General features: G+C 74.4%; 19 protein-coding genes. 12 read left to right on the forward strand and 7 right to left on the reverse strand.

Going from position 1 to position 19,278, the window contains the following annotated elements:
• Positions 1-14 precede the first annotated feature (14 nt).
• Genes OSR43_RS10195 through OSR43_RS10220 form a run of 6 tightly spaced genes read left to right on the forward strand, consistent with a single transcriptional unit; the run spans position 15 to position 5,835 of the window.
• Entirely contained in the window at positions 15-1,073 is a 1,059-nt protein-coding gene (locus OSR43_RS10195; protein ID WP_302271346.1) for an NAD-dependent epimerase/dehydratase family protein, read from the forward strand.
• A complete protein-coding gene (locus tag OSR43_RS10200; protein ID WP_302271349.1) occupies positions 1,070-1,924 on the forward strand; it encodes a UbiA family prenyltransferase in 855 nt (284 codons plus the stop codon). The genes OSR43_RS10195 and OSR43_RS10200 overlap by 4 nt, the downstream gene beginning before the upstream one ends.
• Positions 1,921-3,132 (forward strand): NAD(P)/FAD-dependent oxidoreductase, encoded by a 1,212-nt coding sequence (locus OSR43_RS10205; RefSeq protein WP_302271350.1) that lies wholly within the window; start codon positions 1,921-1,923, stop codon positions 3,130-3,132. Before OSR43_RS10200 ends, OSR43_RS10205 begins: the two co-directional genes overlap by 4 nt.
• On the forward strand, positions 3,129-4,253 hold the full coding sequence (locus tag OSR43_RS10210; protein WP_302271351.1) for a type III polyketide synthase: 1,125 nt from the start codon (positions 3,129-3,131) through the stop codon (positions 4,251-4,253). Before OSR43_RS10205 ends, OSR43_RS10210 begins: the two co-directional genes overlap by 4 nt.
• Complete coding sequence (locus tag OSR43_RS10215; protein WP_302271352.1) at positions 4,250-4,783, forward strand: isoprenylcysteine carboxyl methyltransferase family protein; 534 nt, start codon at positions 4,250-4,252, stop codon at positions 4,781-4,783. The genes OSR43_RS10210 and OSR43_RS10215 overlap by 4 nt, the downstream gene beginning before the upstream one ends.
• Positions 4,780-5,835: an NAD(P)/FAD-dependent oxidoreductase gene (locus OSR43_RS10220; RefSeq protein ID WP_302271353.1), complete on the forward strand. Its 1,056-nt coding sequence runs from the start codon at positions 4,780-4,782 to the stop codon at positions 5,833-5,835. Before OSR43_RS10215 ends, OSR43_RS10220 begins: the two co-directional genes overlap by 4 nt.
• Here OSR43_RS10220 and def read toward each other — a convergent pair.
• The gene (gene def / locus OSR43_RS10225; RefSeq protein WP_302271355.1) at positions 5,802-6,404 is read right to left on the reverse strand and encodes a peptide deformylase; all 603 of its coding nucleotides are present in this window, start codon (positions 6,402-6,404) and stop codon (positions 5,802-5,804) included. The two genes, OSR43_RS10220 and def, sit on opposite strands and share 34 nt — an antisense overlap.
• 100 nt (positions 6,405-6,504) lie before the next feature.
• Here def and OSR43_RS10230 point away from each other — a divergent pair, with 100 nt between their 5' ends.
• Together OSR43_RS10230 and OSR43_RS10235 are read left to right on the forward strand one after the other, a co-directional pair.
• Positions 6,505-7,878: an acyl-CoA dehydrogenase family protein gene (locus OSR43_RS10230; protein ID WP_302271356.1), complete on the forward strand. Its 1,374-nt coding sequence runs from the start codon at positions 6,505-6,507 to the stop codon at positions 7,876-7,878.
• Positions 7,878-9,101 (forward strand): acyl-CoA dehydrogenase family protein, encoded by a 1,224-nt coding sequence (locus OSR43_RS10235; protein ID WP_302271357.1) that lies wholly within the window; start codon positions 7,878-7,880, stop codon positions 9,099-9,101. Before OSR43_RS10230 ends, OSR43_RS10235 begins: the two co-directional genes overlap by 1 nt.
• Positions 9,102-9,254: 153 nt before the next feature.
• Here the strand turns inward: OSR43_RS10235 and OSR43_RS10240 are convergent, their stop codons facing one another.
• On the reverse strand, positions 9,255-10,319 hold the full coding sequence (locus tag OSR43_RS10240; RefSeq protein WP_302271358.1) for a hypothetical protein: 1,065 nt from the start codon (positions 10,317-10,319) through the stop codon (positions 9,255-9,257).
• Between the two features lie 131 nt (positions 10,320-10,450).
• The gene (locus OSR43_RS10245; RefSeq protein WP_302271359.1) at positions 10,451-10,738 is read right to left on the reverse strand and encodes a YiaA/YiaB family inner membrane protein; all 288 of its coding nucleotides are present in this window, start codon (positions 10,736-10,738) and stop codon (positions 10,451-10,453) included.
• Between the two features lie 95 nt (positions 10,739-10,833).
• On the opposite strand from OSR43_RS10245, the gene OSR43_RS10250 reads away from it, so the two are divergent.
• Together OSR43_RS10250 and OSR43_RS10255 are read left to right on the forward strand one after the other, a co-directional pair.
• Entirely contained in the window at positions 10,834-11,448 is a 615-nt protein-coding gene (locus OSR43_RS10250) for a hypothetical protein (protein WP_302271361.1), read from the forward strand.
• 5 nt (positions 11,449-11,453) lie between these two features.
• Positions 11,454-12,857, forward strand: a complete 1,404-nt coding sequence (locus OSR43_RS10255) for a DUF2252 domain-containing protein (RefSeq protein ID WP_302271363.1) — start codon at positions 11,454-11,456, stop codon at positions 12,855-12,857.
• Between the two features lie 27 nt (positions 12,858-12,884).
• Here OSR43_RS10255 and galK read toward each other — a convergent pair whose 3' ends face one another.
• Entirely contained in the window at positions 12,885-14,051 is a 1,167-nt protein-coding gene (galK, locus tag OSR43_RS10260) for a galactokinase (RefSeq protein ID WP_302271365.1), read from the reverse strand.
• 42 nt (positions 14,052-14,093) lie between these two features.
• Here galK and OSR43_RS10265 point away from each other — a divergent pair, with 42 nt between their 5' ends.
• Positions 14,094-15,530: a GuaB1 family IMP dehydrogenase-related protein gene (locus tag OSR43_RS10265; RefSeq protein WP_302271366.1), complete on the forward strand. Its 1,437-nt coding sequence runs from the start codon at positions 14,094-14,096 to the stop codon at positions 15,528-15,530.
• A 7-nt stretch (positions 15,531-15,537) separates the two neighbouring features.
• On the opposite strand, the gene OSR43_RS10270 is transcribed toward OSR43_RS10265, so the two are convergent.
• The 3 genes from OSR43_RS10270 to OSR43_RS10280 all read right to left on the reverse strand — a co-directional run bounded on the left by OSR43_RS10270 (position 15,538) and on the right by OSR43_RS10280 (position 18,572).
• Positions 15,538-17,301, reverse strand: coding sequence for a BCCT family transporter (locus OSR43_RS10270; RefSeq protein ID WP_367891523.1), 1,764 nt, complete (start codon positions 17,299-17,301; stop codon positions 15,538-15,540).
• 69 nt (positions 17,302-17,370) lie between these two features.
• A complete protein-coding gene (locus OSR43_RS10275) occupies positions 17,371-17,958 on the reverse strand; it encodes a LysR substrate-binding domain-containing protein (protein ID WP_302271367.1) in 588 nt (195 codons plus the stop codon).
• A gap of 62 nt (positions 17,959-18,020) precedes the next feature.
• Positions 18,021-18,572, reverse strand: a complete 552-nt coding sequence (locus OSR43_RS10280) for a type 1 glutamine amidotransferase domain-containing protein (protein WP_302271368.1) — start codon at positions 18,570-18,572, stop codon at positions 18,021-18,023.
• Between the two features lie 199 nt (positions 18,573-18,771).
• On the opposite strand from OSR43_RS10280, the gene OSR43_RS10285 reads away from it, so the two are divergent.
• Entirely contained in the window at positions 18,772-19,179 is a 408-nt protein-coding gene (locus OSR43_RS10285; RefSeq protein WP_302271369.1) for an ATP-binding protein, read from the forward strand.
• The last annotated feature ends 99 nt before the right edge of the window (positions 19,180-19,278 follow it).

Raw genomic sequence — 19,278 nt, forward strand, 5'->3', positions numbered from 1 at the left:
GGCACCGAGCGAGCATGCGCATCGCGATCACCGGCGCGACCGGCAACATCGGCTCGGCCCTCGTGCGACGCCTGCGCGCAGACGGCAACCACGACCTCGTCGGGCTGGCCCGGCGCCTGCCGGACCAGGCAGACGGCATCACCTGGCACTCCGTCGACCTCAGCACCGACGCCTGCCACGAGACGCTCGCCGAGGCCTTCCGCGACGCGGACGCCGTCGTCCACCTCGCGTGGGGCTTCCAGCCCTCCCACGACCTGACGTACCTCGCCGAGACAGGCATCGGCGGCACGCGGCGGGTGCTCCGCGCGGTCACCGAGGCCGACGTGCCGCACGTGGTGCACATGTCGTCGGTCGGCGCCTACTCCCCGAAGCAGGACGACCGGCCCGTCGACGAGACCTGGCCGACCGAGGGCGTGCCGACCTCGCGCTACAGCCGGCACAAGTCCGCTGCCGAGCGGCTGCTCGACCAGCACGAGACCGCCCACCCCGACCGGGTCGTCACCCGGCTGCGGCCAGGGATCGTCGGCCAGCGCGCAGCAGGCTCGGCGCTCCTGCGGTACGGCATCCCGGCGTTCGTCCCGTCCCGCGCGCTCGGACTGCTCCCCGTGCTCCCGATGGACCGCGGGCTCGTGATCCCGATGGTCCACACCGACGACGTGGCCGAGGCGATCGCCACCGTCCTCCGGCAGCGCGCCGCGGGCCCGTTCAACCTCGCGGCCGACCCGCCGGTGACCGCGGCGATCATCGCCAACGCGCTCGGGGCCCGGCTCGTGCACGTGCCCTCGTCGGTGGTGCGGGCCGTCATGTCGGCCACCTGGCACGCCCGGCTCCAGCAGGTCGACACCGGCTGGCTCGACATGGGCTTCGCGCTGCCGACCATGGACACCACGCGTGCCCGCGTCGAGCTGGGCTGGGCGCCCACGACCGACGGGCCGTCGGTCTTCGGCGAGGTCGTCGCCGGCATGAAGGACGCCGCGTCGGGCCGCACGCCCGCCCTGCGGCCCCGCACCGTCCTGGGAGCGGTCGGTGACGCCGTGCGCCGCGGGCCGGTCGCCGTGCGGCGCCGGCCGTGACCACGAGCGCGGTCCCCGCACCTCCCGGCCGCCGGGCCCGGACGCAGCCGGGCCGCGCGGGCGCGCTCCTCGCCGCCGCCCACGGCGGACCGGCCCTGGCGGTCACCACGATCGCCGCGCTCCTGGCGGTGCGCAGCGACCTCGACGCGACCGACGCGGTGCTCGTCACCGGCGCGGTGCTCACCGGCCAGCTGACGATCGGCTGGGGCAACGACCTGCGCGACCTGCCGCGCGACCGTGCGGTCGGCCGCACCGACAAGCCGCTGGTGACCGGCGCGCTCCCGGTGCGATGGGTGGTGAGCGCGCTCGGCGTCGCCGCCGCCGCGTGCGTCGCGCTCTCGGCCGCGGTGGGCTGGCGCAGCGCGCTGGTCAACATCGTGCTCGGTGCGGGAGCCGGCCACGCCTACAACCTGGGCCTCAAGGCGACCTGGTGGTCCTGGGCGCCGTACGCCTGTGCCTTCGGCACCCTGCCCTCGGTCGTCACGCTGGCCGGGCCGGACCCCTCGTGGGCGCCGGCCTGGGCGACCGGGGCGGGCGCGCTGCTGGGTGTCGGTGCCCACCTGCTCAACACCCTGCCCGACCTCGTCGACGACGCCCGGACCGGTGTCCGCGGGCTGCCGCACCGCCTGGGGGCGACGGCCTCCCGTGCCGGCGCCGCCGCGCTCCTCGCCGGCGCCTCGGTCCTGGCCGGGCTGGGCCCGGCCGGCGACTCGCCCTGGTGGGCCTGGGCGGCGCTCGGGGTGGCGCTGCTGCTGGCCCTCGTCACCCTCGTGACCCGCGGGCGCACCCCGTTCCGCGCCGCGGTCGCCGTCGCCCTGCTCGACGTCGCCCTCCTGGTGGCCGCGGGATGACCGGCTGGGACCTCGCGGTCGTCGGCGCCGGCCCCGCGGGTGCCGCGACGGCACTGGGGGCGCTGGCCGCCGACCCGGGCCTGCGGGTGCTGCTGCTGGACCGCGCCGACTTCCCCCGTGACAAGGCGTGCGGCGACGGCGTCGCCCCCCACGTGCTCGACCTGCTCGCCGAGGTGGGCGTGACCGGCCTGCTGGACGACCGCACCCCGGTGGCCCGCCTGCGGCTCAGCCGCGGGCCGCTCGCCGCCGAGCGGACCATGGCGCGGGCGGCGTACGTCGTGCCGCGCGCGGTCCTGGACGCGCGCCTGGTCGAGGCGGCCGTGGCGGCCGGCGCCGAGCTGCGCCGCCACCGGGTCCGAGCCCCGCACGAGGAGCCGGACGGCGTCGTCCTCGACGAGGGGACCCGCGCCGCGGTCGTCGTGGGGGCGGACGGCGCGCACTCGGTCGTCCGCCGGTCGCTCGAGCGGCCCCGAGGGCCCGTCGCGCTGGCCATCCGCGGCTACGCCCCCGTCGCACCGGGCCGGGCCGGGGCCCAGGTCATCGAGTTCGGTACCGAGCACCAGCCGTCGTACGCCTGGTCCTTCGACTGCGGCGACGGCACCGCCAACGTCGGGTACGGCGAGGTGCTGCACGCCGACCGGCCCGCACCCACCCGCGCGGAGCTCTTCGAGCGGCTCGAGCACCTGCTGCCCGGCGCGACCGCCGGCGGGTCCCGCTGGCAGGGCCACCACCTCCCGCTCTCCACCGCCCGCTGGCGTGCGCCGACCGGCCGGGTGCTGCTCGTCGGCGACGCCGCCGGACTGGTCAACCCGCTGACCGGCGAGGGGATCTTCTACGCCGTGGCGACCGGGCTGGCCGCCGGTCGGGCCGCCGCCGAGGCGCTCCGGGTCGGCCGTCCGGAACGGGCCGGGCACCTCCACCGTCGGGCGACCCGGCGGATCCTGCTGCCGCACCTGCGTCACACCGCGCTCGCCGCGCGCCTGACCCGCAGCCCGCGGGTGCTCGAGGCCGGCCTGCGTGCCTCCGCCCGTGACCAGCGGGTCTTCGACGGGCTGGTCGAGCTCGGCCTGGCCCGCGGCCGGCTCACCCCCTCGCTCGCGCTCGGCCTCGGCCGGTCCCTCCTCGCACCCCCGCCGCCCATCCGTGTCGAGGCCGCCGCCACCGACGCCACCGACGCCACCGACGCCACCGTCAAGGAGCCCGCATGACCGCCACCACCGCCCCGGGCGGACCGCACTTCCGGCCGAGCCGCATCGTCAGCGTGCGGGGCGCCCTGCCGGAGCACTGCTACCGCCAGGAGGACATCACCGAGTCCTTCGCGACCACGATGGTCGAGGGCTCGGTCAACCGGGCCGTCGTCGAGCGCTTCCACCGCAACGCCTGCGTGGACACCCGCCACACGGCGCTCCCGCTGGAGGAGTACTCCCGGCTCGAGGACTTCGGCCAGTCCAACGACGTCTTCATCAGCGCCGGGGTCGAGCTCGGCTCCCGCGCGGTGGTCGACGCGCTGAAGGCGGTCGGCCTCACGCCGGCCGACGTCGACGTGGTCGTCTCGTGCACGGTGACCGGCCTCGCCGTGCCGTCGCTGGAGGCGCGGGTGGCCCAGGAGATCGGCCTGCGCCCGGACGTCGTGCGGCTGCCGCTCGTCGGCCTCGGCTGCGTGGCCGGCGCCGCCGGCGTGGCCCGGCTCCACGACCTGCTGCGCGGCCGCCCGGACGGCGTGGCGGTGCTCATGTCGGTCGAGCTCTGCTCGCTCACGCTGCAGCGCGACGACGTGTCGGTCGCGAACCTGGTCGCCAGCGGGCTCTTCGGCGACGGCGCCGCCGCGGTGGTCGCGGTCGGCCCCGACCACCCGCTCGCCCAGGTCGCCGACCCCACCCACCCCGAGGTCCTGGCCTCGCGCAGCCGGATGTACCCGGACTCCGAGCGCACGATGGGGTGGGACGTCGGTGCCGGCGGCCTGAAGATCGTCCTGGACTCCTCCGTGCCCGAGGTGGTGCGCCAGTACATCGGCGACGACGTCGAGCACTTCCTCGCCGACCACGGCCTGGGCGCCAACGACCTCGAGTGGTACGTCGCCCACCCGGGCGGCCCGAAGGTCCTCGAGGCGCTGCAGGACGCCCTCGGCGTCGACCGGCACGCCCTGGAGATGACCTGGGACTCGCTGCGCCGGATCGGGAACCTCTCCTCCTCCTCGGTGCTGCACGTCATGGCCGACACGCTCGCCGACCGGCCGCCACGGCCGGGCTCCTACGGGTTGATGCTCGCGATGGGACCGGGCTTCTGCTCCGAGCTGGTGCTGCTGCGCGCGCCGGAGGCGGCCGCGTGAGCCTCGAGGTCGCCTTCACCCTGCTCGTCGCCGCGGTCGCCGTCGAGCGCGTCGCGGAGCTGGTCGTCTCCAACCGCAACGCCGAGTGGAGCCTCTCCCAGGGCGGCGTGGAGTCCGGTCGCGGGCACTACCCGTTCATGGTGGTGCTGCACACCGGACTGCTCCTCGGGGCGCTCGTCGAGGTCTGGGTGCGCCGACCGGAGCCGACCGCGGCGCTCTCCTGGACCATGCTCGCGCTGGTGGTGGCCTCCCAGGGCCTGCGCTGGTGGTGCATCCGCACGCTGGGGCGGCAGTGGAACACCCGGGTCATCGTCGTCCCGGGCGCACCGCGGGTGGTCGGCGGGCCGTACCGGTGGATCCCGCACCCCAACTACGTCGCGGTGGTCGTCGAGGGCTTCGCGCTGCCGCTCGTCGGCGGTGCCTGGATCACCGCCCTGGTCTTCACCGTGCTCAACGCGGGCCTGCTCGCCACCCGGATCCGGGCCGAGGACGCCGCGCTGGCCCGGCTCACCCAGGGCGTCCACGCGTGAAGGACCTTCTCGTCGTCGGAGGGGGACCGGCCGGCCTGGCCACCGCCCTGCACGCCGTGCGCGCCGGGCTTGACGTCACCGTCCTCGAGCAGCGTGCCGGCACCGTCGACAAGGCGTGCGGCGAGGGCCTGATGCCCGGCGCCGTGGCGGCGCTCGCCGACCTCGGCGTGGACCCCAAGGGACAGGACCTCCGCGGGATCAGGTACGTCGCGGGGGCCCGCCGGGTCGAGGCGCCGTTCCGCAGCGGCACCGGCCGCGGCGTGCGGCGCACCACGTTGCACGGGGCGCTGCGCCGTGCCGTGGAGGACGCCGGCGTGCGCGTGGAGCAGCGCACGGTGCGCGGCCTGGAGCAGGACGACGAGGGTGTCGTCGTCGGGGGCACCCGCGCCCGGTACGTCGTGGCCGCCGACGGCCTGCACTCCCCGCTGCGCCGCTCGCTGGGGCTGGACCGGCCGCGTCGTGGCCAGCTGCGCCACGGGCTGCGCCGGCACTACGCGGTGACCCCGTGGTCCGACCACGTCGAGGTGCACTGGGCGCGCGACGCCGAGGCCTACGTGACGCCCGTGGCCGACGAGCTGGTCGGCGTCGCCGTGCTGACGACGCGACGGGGGACCTACGACGACCACCTGTCCGCCTTCCCCGAGCTGCTCGACCGGCTGGCCGGCGCGGAGGTGGTCGGCCAGGACCGCGGCGCCGGCCCCCTGCGCCAGGACGCGAGCTCGCGCACCGCGGGCCGGGTGCTGCTCGTGGGCGACGCCGCCGGCTACGTCGACGCGCTCACCGGCGAGGGCGTCGCGCTCGCCGTCGCCCAGGCCGCGGCGGCGGTGCAGGCCGTGGCGCTCGACGACCCCGCGGCCTACGAGCAGGACTGGCGCCGGCTCACCCGGCGCTACCGCTGGCTGACCCACGCGCTGCTCGGTGCGACCAGCCTGCGCCCCACCCGCACCGCGCTGGTGCCGGCCGCGGAGCGGCTCCCGTGGCTGTTCGGCGCGACGGTCGACGCACTGGCGCGCCCGGCTCACTCCTCGCCGACGGGCCAGTCCGCGGGGTAGTCCTCGGCGAGCCGGTCGTGCTGCTTCTGCAGCTTCTTGCGCAGCTTGGTGGGCAGTCGGTCGCCGAACACGGTGCCCCGGGTGTGGTCGGTCTCGTGCTGCAGGCACCGCGCGAGCAGGCCGTCGCCGGAGAACGTCACCGGCTCGCCGTCGAGGCCGGTGCCCGTCACCGTCGCGACGTCCGGCCGGGCGCACTCCACGAACGCCCCGGGGAAGGACAAGCAGCCCTCCTCGGAGTCGTCCAGCTGCCGGTCGCGCCCCTCGGGAAGGGTCAGCTCGGGGTTGCACACGACGCCGACGGTCCGCTCGCCGGACTCGTCGGGGCAGTCGAAGACGAAGACCGCGAGGTCCACGCCGATCTGGCAGGCGGCCAGGCCGACCCCGTCCGCGGCGTACATCGTGGCCACCATGTCGGCCACGAGCGCCCGCAGGTCCGCGTCGTAGGCGGTGACGGCCTGCTGGGGTCGGTGCATCACCGGGGTGCCCCAGCGGGTCATCGGGTGGACGCGGCCGCCGGTCGGCAGGGGTCCGTGGGGCGCGTGCTGGGCGGGCTCGGCGGGGACGGGCATGGGCGGAATCCTAGACGGGCGTGCAGGTCCGGCCGAACGTGTGACCCGGCCCACGACCCCAGGTGTAGCCCGCTGTGTAACTCGTAGTTACATTGACCGCATGTCCTTGATCCAGAAGCTGGGGCCCGGCGGCAGGCACGGGCTCGCCACGCACGAGGCCCGCGACCCCATCGGGTACGCCGTCGCCGCGCTCAGCCGCGTGGCCCAGAGCGACCTCATCGACCGGCTGGGGCTGCGGCGCAGCACCGAGCAGGCCGTCTTCACGGTGACGCGCACCGGGTTCCGGACCGTGACCGCGGCCGGCCGCACGTTCCAGAGGGCCGGGCAGCGGGGGGAGCCGGGCGTCCGGGTTCCTGCCGCACGGCGGACGGGCGTCTTCGACCTCACGCCGACCGAGGACGAGCAGATGCTGGTCGACGTCGTGACCGAGCTGGCCGAGGAGGTCCTCCGCCCGGTGGCCTCTGACGCCGACGCGGCCTGCGCCGTCCCGGACGCCGTCCGCTCGGCGGCGCAGGAGATCGGCCTCCCGCTGCTGGGCGTGCCGGAGTCCCTCGGCGGGATCTCCGAGGAGCGCTCCGCGATGGCCGGGACGCTCGTCGCCGAGGCCCTCGCGAAGGGCGACATGGGGCTGGCCGTCGCCACCCTCGCGCCCGGCGCGGTCGCCACCGCCCTGGGGCTGTGGGGGAGCGACGCCCAGCAGCGCACCTACCTCCCGGCGTTCTCCGGGGAGGGTGGCGAGGGCGCGCCCGCCGCGGCGCTCGCGCTCAACGAGCCCACCGTCCTCTTCGACGTCCTCTCGCCGAGCACGACGGCGGTCCGCCGCGGGGACTCCTACGTCCTCGACGGCACCAAGTCGCTGGTGCCGCTGGGCGCCGAGGCCGAGCTGTTCGTGGTCGGCGCCTCGCTCGAGGGCACGCCCGTGCTGTTCCTCGTCGAGTCCGGCACACCCGGGCTGAGCGTCGAGGGCGACCCGGCGATGGGCGTCCGGGCCGCCGGCATGACGCGGCTGACGCTCACCGGTGTGACCGTCCCGGCCGACGCCGTCCTCGGCGGGACCAACGGCGCGGCGTACACCGAGTGCGTGCGGCTGTCCCGGCTCGCCTGGTGCGCGCTCGCGGTCGGCACCGGCCAGGCCGTGCTCGACTACGTCACGCCGTACGTCAAGGAGCGCCAGGCGTTCGGCGAGCCCATCGCCCACCGGCAGTCGGTCGCGTTCATGGTCGCCAACATGGCGATCGAGCTGCAGTCGATGCGCCTGCTGACCTGGAAGGCGGCCTCGCGCGCCGCTGCAGGCAAGGACTTCGCTCGCGAGGTCGCCCTCGCGCGCAACCTCTGCGCGGCGAAGGGCATGCAGATCGGCCTGGACGGCGTGCAGCTGCTCGGTGGGCACGGCTTCGTCAAGGAGCACCCGGTGGAGCGGTGGTACCGCGACCTGCGGGCCGTCGGAGTGATGGAAGGGAGCGTGCTGGTCTGATGGCCATCTCGTTGGAGGACCCGAAGAAGTTCCGCCCGCTGGTCTCGCAGGCCCACCAGGTCGCGATGAACATGCTGCGTCCCATCTCGCGCAAGTACGACCGCGCCGAGCACGAGTACCCGCAGGAGCTCGACATGCTCGCCGCGATGATCGACGGACTGTCGGAGTCCGGCGCGAACGAGGGCGCGGGCGCCGCCGGCGTACGTCGCGACGAGGACGGCACGAGGAAGGACGACGGCGGCGTGAAGAACGGCGCCAACCTGGCCTCGGTCATGTCGATCGCCGAGATGTGCTGGGGCGATGTCGGCCTGCTGCTGTCCATGCCGCGCCAGGGCCTGGGCAACTCCGCGATCGCCTCGGTCGCCGACGACGAGCAGGCGGAGCGGTTCGCCGGGGTGTGGGCCGGCATGGCCATCACCGAGCCGGGCACCGGCTCGGACTCCGCGAACATCACCACCACCGCGGTGCTCGACGGGGACGAGTACGTCCTCAACGGCGAGAAGATCTACGTCACCGCCGGCGACCGCGCCGACCACATCGTGGTGTGGGCGACCCTCGACCGCTCGCTGGGCCGGGCGGCGATCAAGTCGTTCGTCGTCCCCAAGGGGACGCCCGGCATGCGGGTGGACCGGCTCGAGCACAAGCTCGGCATCCGGGCCTCCGACACCGCGACGATCATCTTCGAGGACTGCCGGGTCCCGAAGGAGAACCTCCTGGGCTCCCCGGAGATCGACACCAAGCAGGGCTTCGCCGGGGCGATGGCCACCTTCGACAACACCCGGCCGCTGGTGGCCGCCATGGCGGTCGGCTGCGCCCGAGCGGCGCTCGACCTGACCCGGTCGCTCCTGGCCGACGCCGGCGTGACCGTCGACCACGACCGGCCCGGCCACCTCCAGCACGCGGCGGCCGCCAAGCTGCTGCAGATGGAGGCCGACTGGGAGGCCGCCCACCTGCTGATGCTGCAGGCCGCCTGGATGGCCGACAACCGCCGGCCGAACTCGCTCGAGGCCTCGATGGCGAAGGCCAAGGCCGGCCGGGTCGGCTCCGACATCACGCTCTCGTGCGTCGAGCTGTGCGGCTCGGTGGGCTACAGCGAGGCGGAGCTGCTGGAGAAGTGGGCCCGCGACTCCAAGATCCTCGACATCTTCGAGGGCACCCAGCAGATCCAGCAGCTCATCGTCGCCCGTCGCGTCCTGGGGCTCTCCAGCGCCGAGCTGAAGTAGCACACAGCACCGGCCCCGTCCGGCCCCCGTCCGACCGCGTCGGGCGGGGGCCGTGCTGTGTCCGGGGCGACGCGCACGGCAGGGAACGGGGACACGGAACGGCCCCCGCGGAACGAGTCCGCGGGGGCCGGTCGTGCGTCGTACGGCGGGCCGTCAGCCCTTGTCGGCGTCGCTGGCGCGGCCGAGGGTCTCGGCCTCCGTGGCGACCGCCTTGGCCTCACCGGGGGTGATGAGCGGGGCATCGGTCGTGCCGAAGCCGGTCTCGGCCGTGTCGGGGTTGCTCGGCACGCCCGCGCCGCGGGTGCCGGCGGGGGTGATGGCCTCGGTGCCGGCCCCACCGGCCAGCTCGGAGGCCGAGAGCGGGATGTCGCCCGAGGCGGTGCGCTTGGCGGCAGGGGTCTTCTTCGCGGCCGGCGCCTTCGTGGCAGGGGCCTTCTTGGCAGCCGGGGCCTTCTTCACCGCGGGCGTCTTCTTGGCCGGTGCCTTCTTGGCCACAGCACCGGCGATGTCGGCGGGCGTGACGTCGACGTCGGAGACGTCGGCGGCGGCGTCGATCGCGTTGTCGGGCTCGGTCGTCCTGGCGGACTTCTTCGCGGTCTTGGCGGTGCCCTTGCGGGTGGCCGCCTCGTTGAGCGCGCCCTTGGCGGTCGGCGCCTTCGTCGCGGCCTTCTTGACCGCAGCGGTGGCGACGTCCTCGACCGGGGCCTTGACCGGCTCGTCGGAGGCGGGGGCGGCGGGGGAGGCGGCCTTCTTGGCGGCGGCGCCCTTGGTGGCGGCGCTGCCCTTCTTCGCGGCGCTCGGCGCGGACTTCTTCGCGGGAGCCTTGGTGGCCGGGCCGGTCGCCGGCGCGGGCTTGACCGGGTCGCCCTGCGCGCGGTCCGAGGGGGAGTCCTTGGCGACCGGCGCGTCCGCGGCGACGGACTGCTTCGCCGCCGGGGGAGCGGTCTGCTCCACCGGGGCGCCACCCGGTGTCGGGGACGGCGCGGCGGGCGAGTGCTTCTTCATGCCGGGCACGAGGGAGGTCACGGCGCCGACCGTGCCGGTGGCCCGCGAGATCGCCTGGCCGGTCACCTGACCGGCGACGGCCCGGCCGAGCTCGACGGTGCCCTTGGCCTGGCCGACGGCCTGGCCCACCGCCTTCTGGCCGGACCCGAGCGGGTCCTTGAGCGTGTCGAGGGCGGCGTCTCTGATCTTCCCGAGGGGGCTCTTGCGGGCCACAGCGTGGGTCCTTCCGATCGGTCGAGGTGTGCGACAGGTCGAGCAGGCGCACGAGGGCGCCGTTCCTGTTCCCGTACCCTCAGTATCCGGGGACCAACCTGCGGGCGGCGTGATGTCCGCCATGCGGTGCGTCAGGAGGCGACGCGGAACGGGTCGTGGTCGGCGAGGATCTTGTCGACGCGGGCCTGGTCGAGGCGGGCGGCGACCTGCTGGTTCTCCTGGGCGTCCCGGATGACCTTGGCCAGGGTGAAGGCCGACGTGGTCAGGTACAGCGTGGTGACGGCGAAGAAGGCGCGCACCCACGGGTCGACGGGCACGTAGAGGACGGCGAACAGCATCGCGGCGAGCGCGACGGCGAAGGAGATGCCGGCCTGGGCGTAGAAGGCGGTGGTGTTCCTGACGGAGTTCGGAGTGCTCATGGCTCCAGCCTGGTCGGCCTGCGGCAGTGCCGGATCGGTGCGGGCACCCGGGTGGGGCTGAGTACGCGTGCTCGACCGCGGTCACCGGCACGACCATGAAGCTCTACGCGGACTCGACGCCCCGCTTCGCCCTGCAGCTGACCCTCGACGCGCTGCTGGTCGGCTGGGTGGTGCTGTGGATCTGGGTGGGCAACACCGTCCACGACGGCACGATGGAGCTCGCCGGCCCCGGTGAGCGCACGGCCGCGTCGGCGACCAGCCTGTCGGACTCGATGAGCGACGCGGGCAGCTACCTCGAGGACGTCCCGCTGGTGGGCGACGGCATCGCCTCGCCGTTCGAGCAGGCCTCGGACGCCTCGACCGCGCTCGCCGACGCCGGAGAGGCCACCGTCCGGGCCGTCGAGCGGCTGGCGTTCTGGTTGGGCGTCTCGATCGCGGTCATCCCGATCCTGGTGGTCGGCAGCCGCTACCTCCCAGGACGGATCCGGTTCGTGCGCGAGGCCTCGGCCGCGCAGCAGTACGTCGACGGGCCGGCCGACCTCGAGCTGTTCGCGCTGCGCGCGATGGCCCACCAGCCGCTGCACGTGCTGGGACGCGTCACCGACGACCCGGTGGGCGCCTGGCGCCGCGGCGACACCGAGGTGATCGACCGCCTGGCGCGCCTGGAGCTGGCCGAGCACGGGCTGCGTCCGCCGTCGGGTGCACGATGAGCGGCATGGAGACCCCCCGGACCAGCGACGGCACCCCCGACGGCAGCAACGACGGCACCGGCCCCGGCCCCGGCCGGGGTGACGAGGAGCGCACGGCGTTGATCGTCGAGAGCCTCGCGGACGCCTTCGCGCCGCTGATGGAGGCCGACCCGGTGGCGTTCCGCGGGAAGTACCGGACGATGGCTCGCGACCCGCACGCGTTCTACCGGGGCAGCGCCTGCCTGTTCTACGCCGACCTCACCGCCTCCGGCCCCGACGGCGGCGCCGTCGACGACGACTGGGTCGACGAGCGCTCCGGCCGGATCTGGGTCCACGGCGACCTGCACGTGGAGAACTTCGGCACCTACCTCAACGACGACGGCCGGCTGGTCTTCGACGTCAACGACTTCGACGAGGCCTACCTGGGGCGGTGGACCTGGGACCTCCTCCGGTTCGCGGCGTCCCTGGCGCTGGTCGGCTGGCAGAAGGCACTGCCCGAGCCCGACGTCCGCGAGCTGATCGGCACCTACGTCGCCGGCTACCTCGACCAGGTCGATGACTACCGCCGGTCCGGGGACGACGCCTCGGAGTTCGCCCTGCACCTGGACAACACCGAGGGCCCGATCCACGCCGCGCTCGTCCAGGCCCGGCAGCGGCGCAGGGCCGACCTGCTCGACGCCAGCACGGTCCGCGTCGACGGCGTCCGGGTCTTCCGCGAGGACGGCAGCGTCCGCCGGCTCCCCGACGACGAGCGGGCCGAGGTCGAGGCGGCCTACCAGCAGTACCTGGCGACGATCCCCGAGGACAAGCGCTCGCCCCGGTCGCTCTTCTACGACCTGCGCGACGTCGTGGGGAAGTCCGGGTTCGGGATCGGCTCGGCCGGCCTGCCGGCGTACAACCTGCTCGTCGAGGGCCACAGCCAGGCCCTCGACAACGACGTGGTGCTGTCGATGAAGCAGGCCAACGTCCCGGCGGTCAGCCGGTTCGTCGACACCGGCGCCGTCGACGGCTACTTCGAGCACGAGGGCCACCGCACGGTCGTGAGCCAGCGGGCGCTCCAGGTGCACACCGACCCGCTGCTGGGGTGGACCGAGCTCGACGGGACCGGGTACGTCGTCTCCGAGGTGTCCCCCTACGAGGTCGACCTCGACTGGAGCGGCCTGACCGAGCCCGAGGACATCGCCGAGGTCGTCGGGCTCCTGGGCCGGGCCACCGCGAAGATCCACTGCGCCTCGGACGAGGACAGCGAGCAGGACCTCGTCGACTTCCAGGTCGAGGAGGCCCTGGCCGCCTCGGTCGAGGGCAGGCGCGAGGAGCTCGTCACCTGGCTGGCCGACACCGGGACCGCCTACGCAGACCGGGTGCGGGCGGACCACGCGCTGTTCGTCGCGGCCTTCCGCGAGGGACGGATCGGGGTCTCCTCGACCTGAGCCGGTGACCGCGGGGGCGGCCGGCGCTCAGACCAGGCCGGCCCCCGCGGACGGCTCGGCACGCAGGTGCGCCGGCGTGGCGAAGCCGCGCAGGGCGAACTCGGTGTCGATGGCTCGCATCACGGCCTCGACCCGCTCGTCGGGCACGATCGCCACCGAGGAGCCGCCGAAGCCGCCACCGGTCATCCGGGCGCCGACGGCGCCGGCCTCGACGGCGACGGCGACGGCCGCGTCGAGCTCGTCGCAGGAGATCTCGAAGTCGTCGCGCATCGAGGCGTGCGACAGCGCGAAGAGCCGCTCCACCGTGTCCCGGTCACCGGCGGCGAGGGCGTCGGCGACCGGCTGCACGCGGTCGGTCTCGGTGACGATGTGCCGCGCCCGGCGCCGCACCCGCTCGTCGCCGATGCGCTCGACGGACTCCAGGTCCGCCTGGCGCAGCGAGGGCACGCCGAGCTCGGCCGCGGCCGCCTCGCAGTCGGCCCGCCGGGCGGCGTACCCGCCGTCGATGAGCTCGTGGGAGACCCGGGTGTCGGTCACGAGCAGGGTGAGACCGGCCAGGTCCAGGTGGACCGGTCGGCTCTCGTCGGTGTCGAAGTCGACCAGCAGCGCGGCGCCCTCCTCGGCGAGCACGGCCACGGTCTGGTCCATGCCACCGGTGGGCGCCCCGGCGACCTCGGTCTCGGCGCGGATGCAGGCGTCCACGACGAGCCGCCGGGCCCCCGCGTCCAGGTCCCGACCGGCCAGCGCCAGCACGGCGACGGCCACGGAGCACTCCAGCGCCGCCGAGCTGGACAGCCCGGCGCCCAGCGGCACCCGCCCGTCGACCAACAGGTCGGCGCCGGGGAGGTCGACGCCCGCCTCGCGCAGCGCCCACAGCACGCCCGCGGCGTACGTCGCCCAGCCGCGCGGCCCACCCGGTCCGGCCTCGTCGAGCGTCCCCTCCCAGACCGAGTCGTCCTGGAGGCTGGCCACGCGCACCCGGCCGTCGGTGCGGGGCGCGGCGGCGGCGTACGTCGCGTGGGGGAGCGCCAGCGGGAGGACGAGGCCGCGGTTGTAGTCGGTGTGCTCGCCGATCAGGTTGACGCGTCCCGGCGCGCGGCCGACGGCGGCCGCGGCGGCGCCGTACCGCTGCTGGAAGGCGCCGCGCAGGTCGGCGGCGATCTGGTCGGGACGGCCGGGCTCGAGATAGGTCACGACAGACACCTTAGGAACCGGCTGCACGTAGACTCGTCCCACGTGCAGTTCCTCAACGACGCGCGCCCCGCGCACGACCTGACCTACGACGACGTCTTCATGGTCCCGCGGCACTCCGCGGTCGCCAGCCGGTACGACGTCGACCTGTCGACGAGCGACGGGACCGGCGCCACGCTGCCGCTCGTCGTCGCCAACATGACCGCGATCGCCGGCAAGCGGATGGCGGAGACCGTCGCCCGGCGCGGCGGCCTCGTCGTCATCCCGCAGGACATCCCGATCCCGGTCGTCACCGACGTCGTGCGCTGGGTGAAGAGCCGGCACCTCGTCTTCGACACCCCCATCGAGCTCTCGCGCCACCAGACCGTCGCGGAGGCGCTCTCGCTCATCCCGAAGCGCGCGCACAAGGCGGCCGTCGTCGTCGACGGTGGCCGCCCGGTGGGTGTGGTGTCCGAGGCCGACTGTGCGGACGTCGACCGGTTCGCCCAGGTCCAGCACGTGATGAACCAGGCATTCGTCACCATCCCGGCCGACACCGACCCGCGGTCGGCGTTCGACGCGCTGGACAAGGCGCGGGAGCCGCTCGCCGTCGCGGTGGACGCCGACGGTGCCCTGGTCGGCGTGCTGACCCGCACCGGCGCCCTGCGCGCCACGCTCTACACCCCGGCGGTCGACGACCGGGGCGGCCTGCGGATCGCGGCTGCCGTCGGCGTCAACGGCGACGTCGCCGACAAGGCCCGACGGCTGCTCGAGGCGGGTGTGGACTGCCTCGTCGTCGACACCGCCCACGGCCACCAGGACCGGATGCTCGACGCGCTGCGCGCCGTGCGGGCGCTCGACCCGGCGGTCCCGGTGGTGGCCGGCAACGTCGTCGACGCGGACGGCACGCGTGCGCTGGTCGAGGCCGGCGCCGACGTCGTGAAGGTCGGCGTCGGCCCGGGCGCGATGTGCACGACGCGGATGATGACCGGTGTCGGGCGCCCCCAGCTCTCCGCCGTCCTGGAGTGCGCCGACGCCGCGCGCGACCTCGGCGCGCACGTGTGGGCCGACGGGGGAGTGCGGCACCCGCGCGACGTCGCCCTCGCGCTGGCCGCCGGGGCATCGAGCGTCATGATCGGCTCGTGGTTCGCCGGCACCCACGAGTCGCCCGGGGACCTGGTCGAGGACCCCTCGGGCCGCGCCTACAAGGTCTCCTTCGGGATGGCCTCCGCGCGCGCCGTCGCCAACCGCACGTCGTCGGAGTCGGCGTACGACCGGGCCCGCAAGGGGCTCTACGAGGAGGGCATCTCGTCCTCGCGGATGTACCTCGACCCGGTCCGCCCGGGCGTGGAGGACCTGATCGACCAGATCTGCTCCGGCGTCCGCTCGGCCTGCACGTACGCCGGGGCGCGCGACCTCGCCGAGCTGCACGAGCGCGCGGTCGTCGGGGTCCAGTCCGCGGCCGGCTACCAGGAGGGGCGACCGCTCGCCACCTCCTGGTGAGCCGGGCTCAGCGGCTGCTGCCGCTGGCGGGTGCGTCGTCGGCCGAGCCGGGCTCGACCGAGAGCGCGAAGTCGTCGCCGTGCTCGGTGACACCGGCGACGACGGCCTGCTCGACGGCGTCCACGGCGTACTGACGGCGCACGATGAGCGGGTCCTGGCGGAGGTCCTTCACCAGCGACACGGCCAGGCCGATCATCACGACGACGAACGGCAGCGCGGCGACGATCGTGATGGTCTGCAGGCCCGAGAGCGCCTCGGACCCGCCGACCAGCAGCATCACCGCGGCGACGGCCCCGGTGGCCACGCCCCAGAAGATGACGGTGGGACGCCGCGGCTCGGTCGTGCCGCGCTCGGACAGGGTGCCCATGACGATGGAGGCCGCGTCCGCGCCGGAGACGAAGAAGATGCCGACCAGGACCATGACGAGCACGCCGGTGACCGTGGCCCACGGGAACGCCTCGAGGGTCGTGAAGAGCTGGGACTCCAGCCCGCCGGCGCCGGCGATGTCGGTGCCGTCGCGCTGCAGGTCGATGGCGGTGCCGCCGAAGATCGCGAACCAGACCAGGCTGATGACGCTGGGGACGAGCAGCACGCCGGTCACGAACTGGCGGATCGTCCGCCCACGCGAGATCCGGGCGATGAACATGCCGACGAACGGCGTCCAGGAGAGCCACCAGGCCCAGTAGAAGATCGTCCAGCTGGCCAGCCAGTCGGCGGTCTCCTGGCCCTCGGCGCCGGTCCGCGCGGCCATCGACGGGAGGTCGCCGATGTAGGTGCCGAGCGCGGTGGGCAGGAGGTTGAGGATGAAGATGGTCGGGCCCACGACGAAGACGAAGAGGGCCAGCAGCACCGCCAGCACCATGTTGATGTTCGACAGGTACTGGATGCCGCGGGCGACGCCCGAGACGGCCGAGAGCACGAAGGCCGCCGTCAGCACCGCGATGATCCCGACGAGGAGGCCGTTGCCGACCTCGCCGACGCCGGCGACGATCTGCAGGCCGCTGCCGATCTGCAGGGCGCCGAGGCCGAGGGAGGCGGCGGAGCCGAAGAGCGTCGCGAAGATCGCGAACATGTCGATGACCTTGCCGCCCCAGCCGGCGGCGTGCCGGCCGAGGAGCGGCTCGAAGGCGGCGGAGATGAGCTGGGCGCGGCCCTTGCGGTACACGCCGTACGCGATGGTGAGGCCGACGACGGCGTAGATCGCCCAGGGGTGCAGCGACCAGTGGAAGAGGGTGGTGGCCAGCGCGGTCTCCGCGGCCCGCGGGTTGCCGGCCTCACCGGTGCCCGGCGGGGGCTCGGTGAAGAACGTGATCGGCTCGCTCACGCCGTAGAACATCAGCCCGATGCCCATCCCGGCGCTGAACATCATCGCCACCCACGAGACCGTGCTGAACTCGGGGTCCTCGTCGTCGCGCCCGAGGGGGATCCGTCCGAACTTGCTCAGCGCGAGCCACAGCACGAACACGACGAAGCCGCTGGCGGTGAGCACGAAGAGCCAGCCGGTCGACTCCAGGACCCAGTCCAGGGCGCTGCCGGAGGCCGACGCCAGCGAGTCGGTGCTGACGAACCCCCAGACGAGGAACGCCACGGCGATCGCCGCGCTGACGCCGAAGACCGCGCGGTCCAGGCCGCGCTCGATGCGCTGCTCCTCGGGCACCGCGTCGAGCGCGGGGTGGACCACGTCGACCGGCGGCTGGGAGACGGCGTCGGCGACCCGGCGGGCCGTGGACCTCTGGTCGGGTGGACGGGGGGCGTGGTGCTGATCAGTCACAAGGGGTTCGGTTACCCGTGACGCGTCGTCCCCACACTTCGGGGTGAGACTGTTCACGTCTCCGAGGGGTCACCCTCGGGTGCTGCGCACCGACCGTCCGCGCACGATCCCGACGAACGCCTGGCACTGCTCGTCGTCGCGGTCCACCAGCCAGGCCAGGCCCACCGTCGTCGGCTCCAGGTCGGTGACCACCCGGTGCTCGACGTCTCTGCGGTTGTGGAGCCGGGCGATCGACATGGGGACGATCACGACCCCGGTGCCGCTGGCGACGACCTCGATCGCGTCCTTGACCGACATCGGCGGCCAGTCCAGCTGCGGTACGTCGGGGCGCCAGCCGGACCGGTGGGGGAGGACCAGCTGCTCCTCGGCCAGGTCGGCGAGCGTCACGTCGTCGGCGAGGGTGAGCAGGTGCTCGTCGCCGACGACGGCGACCGGCAGCTCGTCGTACAGCCGGACCAGGTGGAGGCCGTCGCGCTCGACCGGGAGCCGGACGAGGCACATGTCGACCTCGCCCTCGCGCAGCACGCGCTCCTGGTCCTCCTCGGTGACCGGCACCAGCTCGAGCGGCTCGCGGCGGCGCCGGTCGCGCCAGTGCCGGGCCCACTTGTCGGGGGTGGCTCCGGTGACGAAGCCGACGCGGAACGGCGGGGTGCTCACGGGCTCGACCCTAGGGCTCGCCTCGCGCTGCTCGTGCGGTGCGGCACCCCGCCGTCGTGCGGTCACGCTCCGGCGGAGACCAGCGCGAGGAACTCGCGGTTGAACGCCGGGATGTCGTCGGGCTGGCGGCTGGTGACGAGGTTGCCGTCCACGACGACCTCCTGGTCGACCCAGGTGCCGCCGGCGTTGCGGATGTCGGTCTGGAGGCTCGGCCAGGAGGTGAGCTGGCGGCCCTTGACGACGTCGGCCTCGACCAGCACCCAGGGTGCGTGGCAGATGACCGCCGTCGGCTTGCCGGCCTCCACGAACTGCCGGACAAAGGCCACCGCACCCTCGAACGTGCGGAGCAGGTCACCGTTCGGGGCGCCGCCGGGGAGCACCAGCCCGTCGTAGTCGTCGATGCTCACGTCGTCGACGACCTGGTCGACGGGGAACGTGTCGGCCTTGTCGAGGTGGTCGAACGCCTGGACCTCGCCGGACTCGGTGCTGATCAGCACGGGCGTGCCGCCGGCCTCCTGCACCGCCTGCCACGGGCCGGTCAGCTCGGCCTGCTCGATCCCCTCGGTCGAGACGAGGAACGCGATGGTCTTGCCGGACATGGACTGCTCGCTCACGGACTTCCCTCTCCTGGATGCTTCCTGGTCGGTCGTCCGGTGTCCTGCGGCCCGGCCGGTGAAACCGGGCCAGGGCCGAGGCAGCCCGCGCGACGGTGATCACGTCGTCCGCCGGGATCGGGCAGACCCCGTTTCGGGTCGTGCTCGGAGGGCTACGGGGCGGGGGACCACCCAGCCGGCAGCGCGAGGAGCGAGCGACATGGGGCGCCAGCACGACCAGGACACCTGCGTGACGGTGCATCTCCCGTACCACCCGAGCAGCGTCCGGCGGGCGCGGCACCTGCTCGCCGAGGACCTGCGCCGGACCGGCGTGCGCGAGAGCGTCGTCGACGACGCCGGCCTGGTGGTCAGCGAGCTGCTGACCAACGGCCTCGTCCACGGCAGCCCGAACGCCGACCGCATGATCGCCGTCTCCTGGTGCCTGCGGCCCGAGTGCCTCTGGCTCAGCGTGGTGGACGGCGGGAGCGTCGACGAGCTGAAGGCGGTGCAGCTCAACGACCACGCCCTGAGCGGACGCGGGCTCGCGATCGTGGACCACGTGTGCGACCGGTGGGGCTTCGAGCGGTCCAACGGCACGCGGGTCACCGCCGAGCTGGCCTACGCCTGAGCGGCCGCTGACGCAGCACGAGCCGCGACCCGGAGGTCGCGGCCCGCGGACGGCCGGAGCACTGGGGGGAGGCCCCGCCCGCCATCGACCATGTTCCCC

This window comes from Nocardioides sp. Arc9.136 (assembly GCF_030506255.1).
Classification (GTDB): Bacteria; Actinomycetota; Actinomycetes; order Propionibacteriales; family Nocardioidaceae; genus Nocardioides.

Excerpts from the sequence above, each read along its gene's own strand:
- OSR43_RS10195 (WP_302271346.1), top strand. The coding sequence starts at position 15 with ATGCGCATCGCGATCACCGGCGCGACCGGCAACATCGGCTCGGCCCTC.
- OSR43_RS10205 (WP_302271350.1), top strand. The coding sequence starts at position 1,921 with ATGACCGGCTGGGACCTCGCGGTCGTCGGCGCCGGCCCCGCGGGTGCC.
- OSR43_RS10210 (WP_302271351.1), top strand. The coding sequence starts at position 3,129 with ATGACCGCCACCACCGCCCCGGGCGGACCGCACTTCCGGCCGAGCCGC.
- def (WP_302271355.1), bottom strand. The coding sequence starts at position 6,404 with ATGCCCGTCCCCGCCGAGCCCGCCCAGCACGCGCCCCACGGACCCCTG.
- OSR43_RS10230 (WP_302271356.1), top strand. The coding sequence starts at position 6,505 with ATGTCCTTGATCCAGAAGCTGGGGCCCGGCGGCAGGCACGGGCTCGCC.
- OSR43_RS10235 (WP_302271357.1), top strand. The coding sequence starts at position 7,878 with ATGGCCATCTCGTTGGAGGACCCGAAGAAGTTCCGCCCGCTGGTCTCG.
- OSR43_RS10245 (WP_302271359.1), bottom strand. The coding sequence starts at position 10,738 with ATGAGCACTCCGAACTCCGTCAGGAACACCACCGCCTTCTACGCCCAG.
- OSR43_RS10250 (WP_302271361.1), top strand. The coding sequence starts at position 10,834 with ATGAAGCTCTACGCGGACTCGACGCCCCGCTTCGCCCTGCAGCTGACC.
- OSR43_RS10255 (WP_302271363.1), top strand. The coding sequence starts at position 11,454 with ATGGAGACCCCCCGGACCAGCGACGGCACCCCCGACGGCAGCAACGAC.
- OSR43_RS10285 (WP_302271369.1), top strand. The coding sequence starts at position 18,772 with ATGGGGCGCCAGCACGACCAGGACACCTGCGTGACGGTGCATCTCCCG.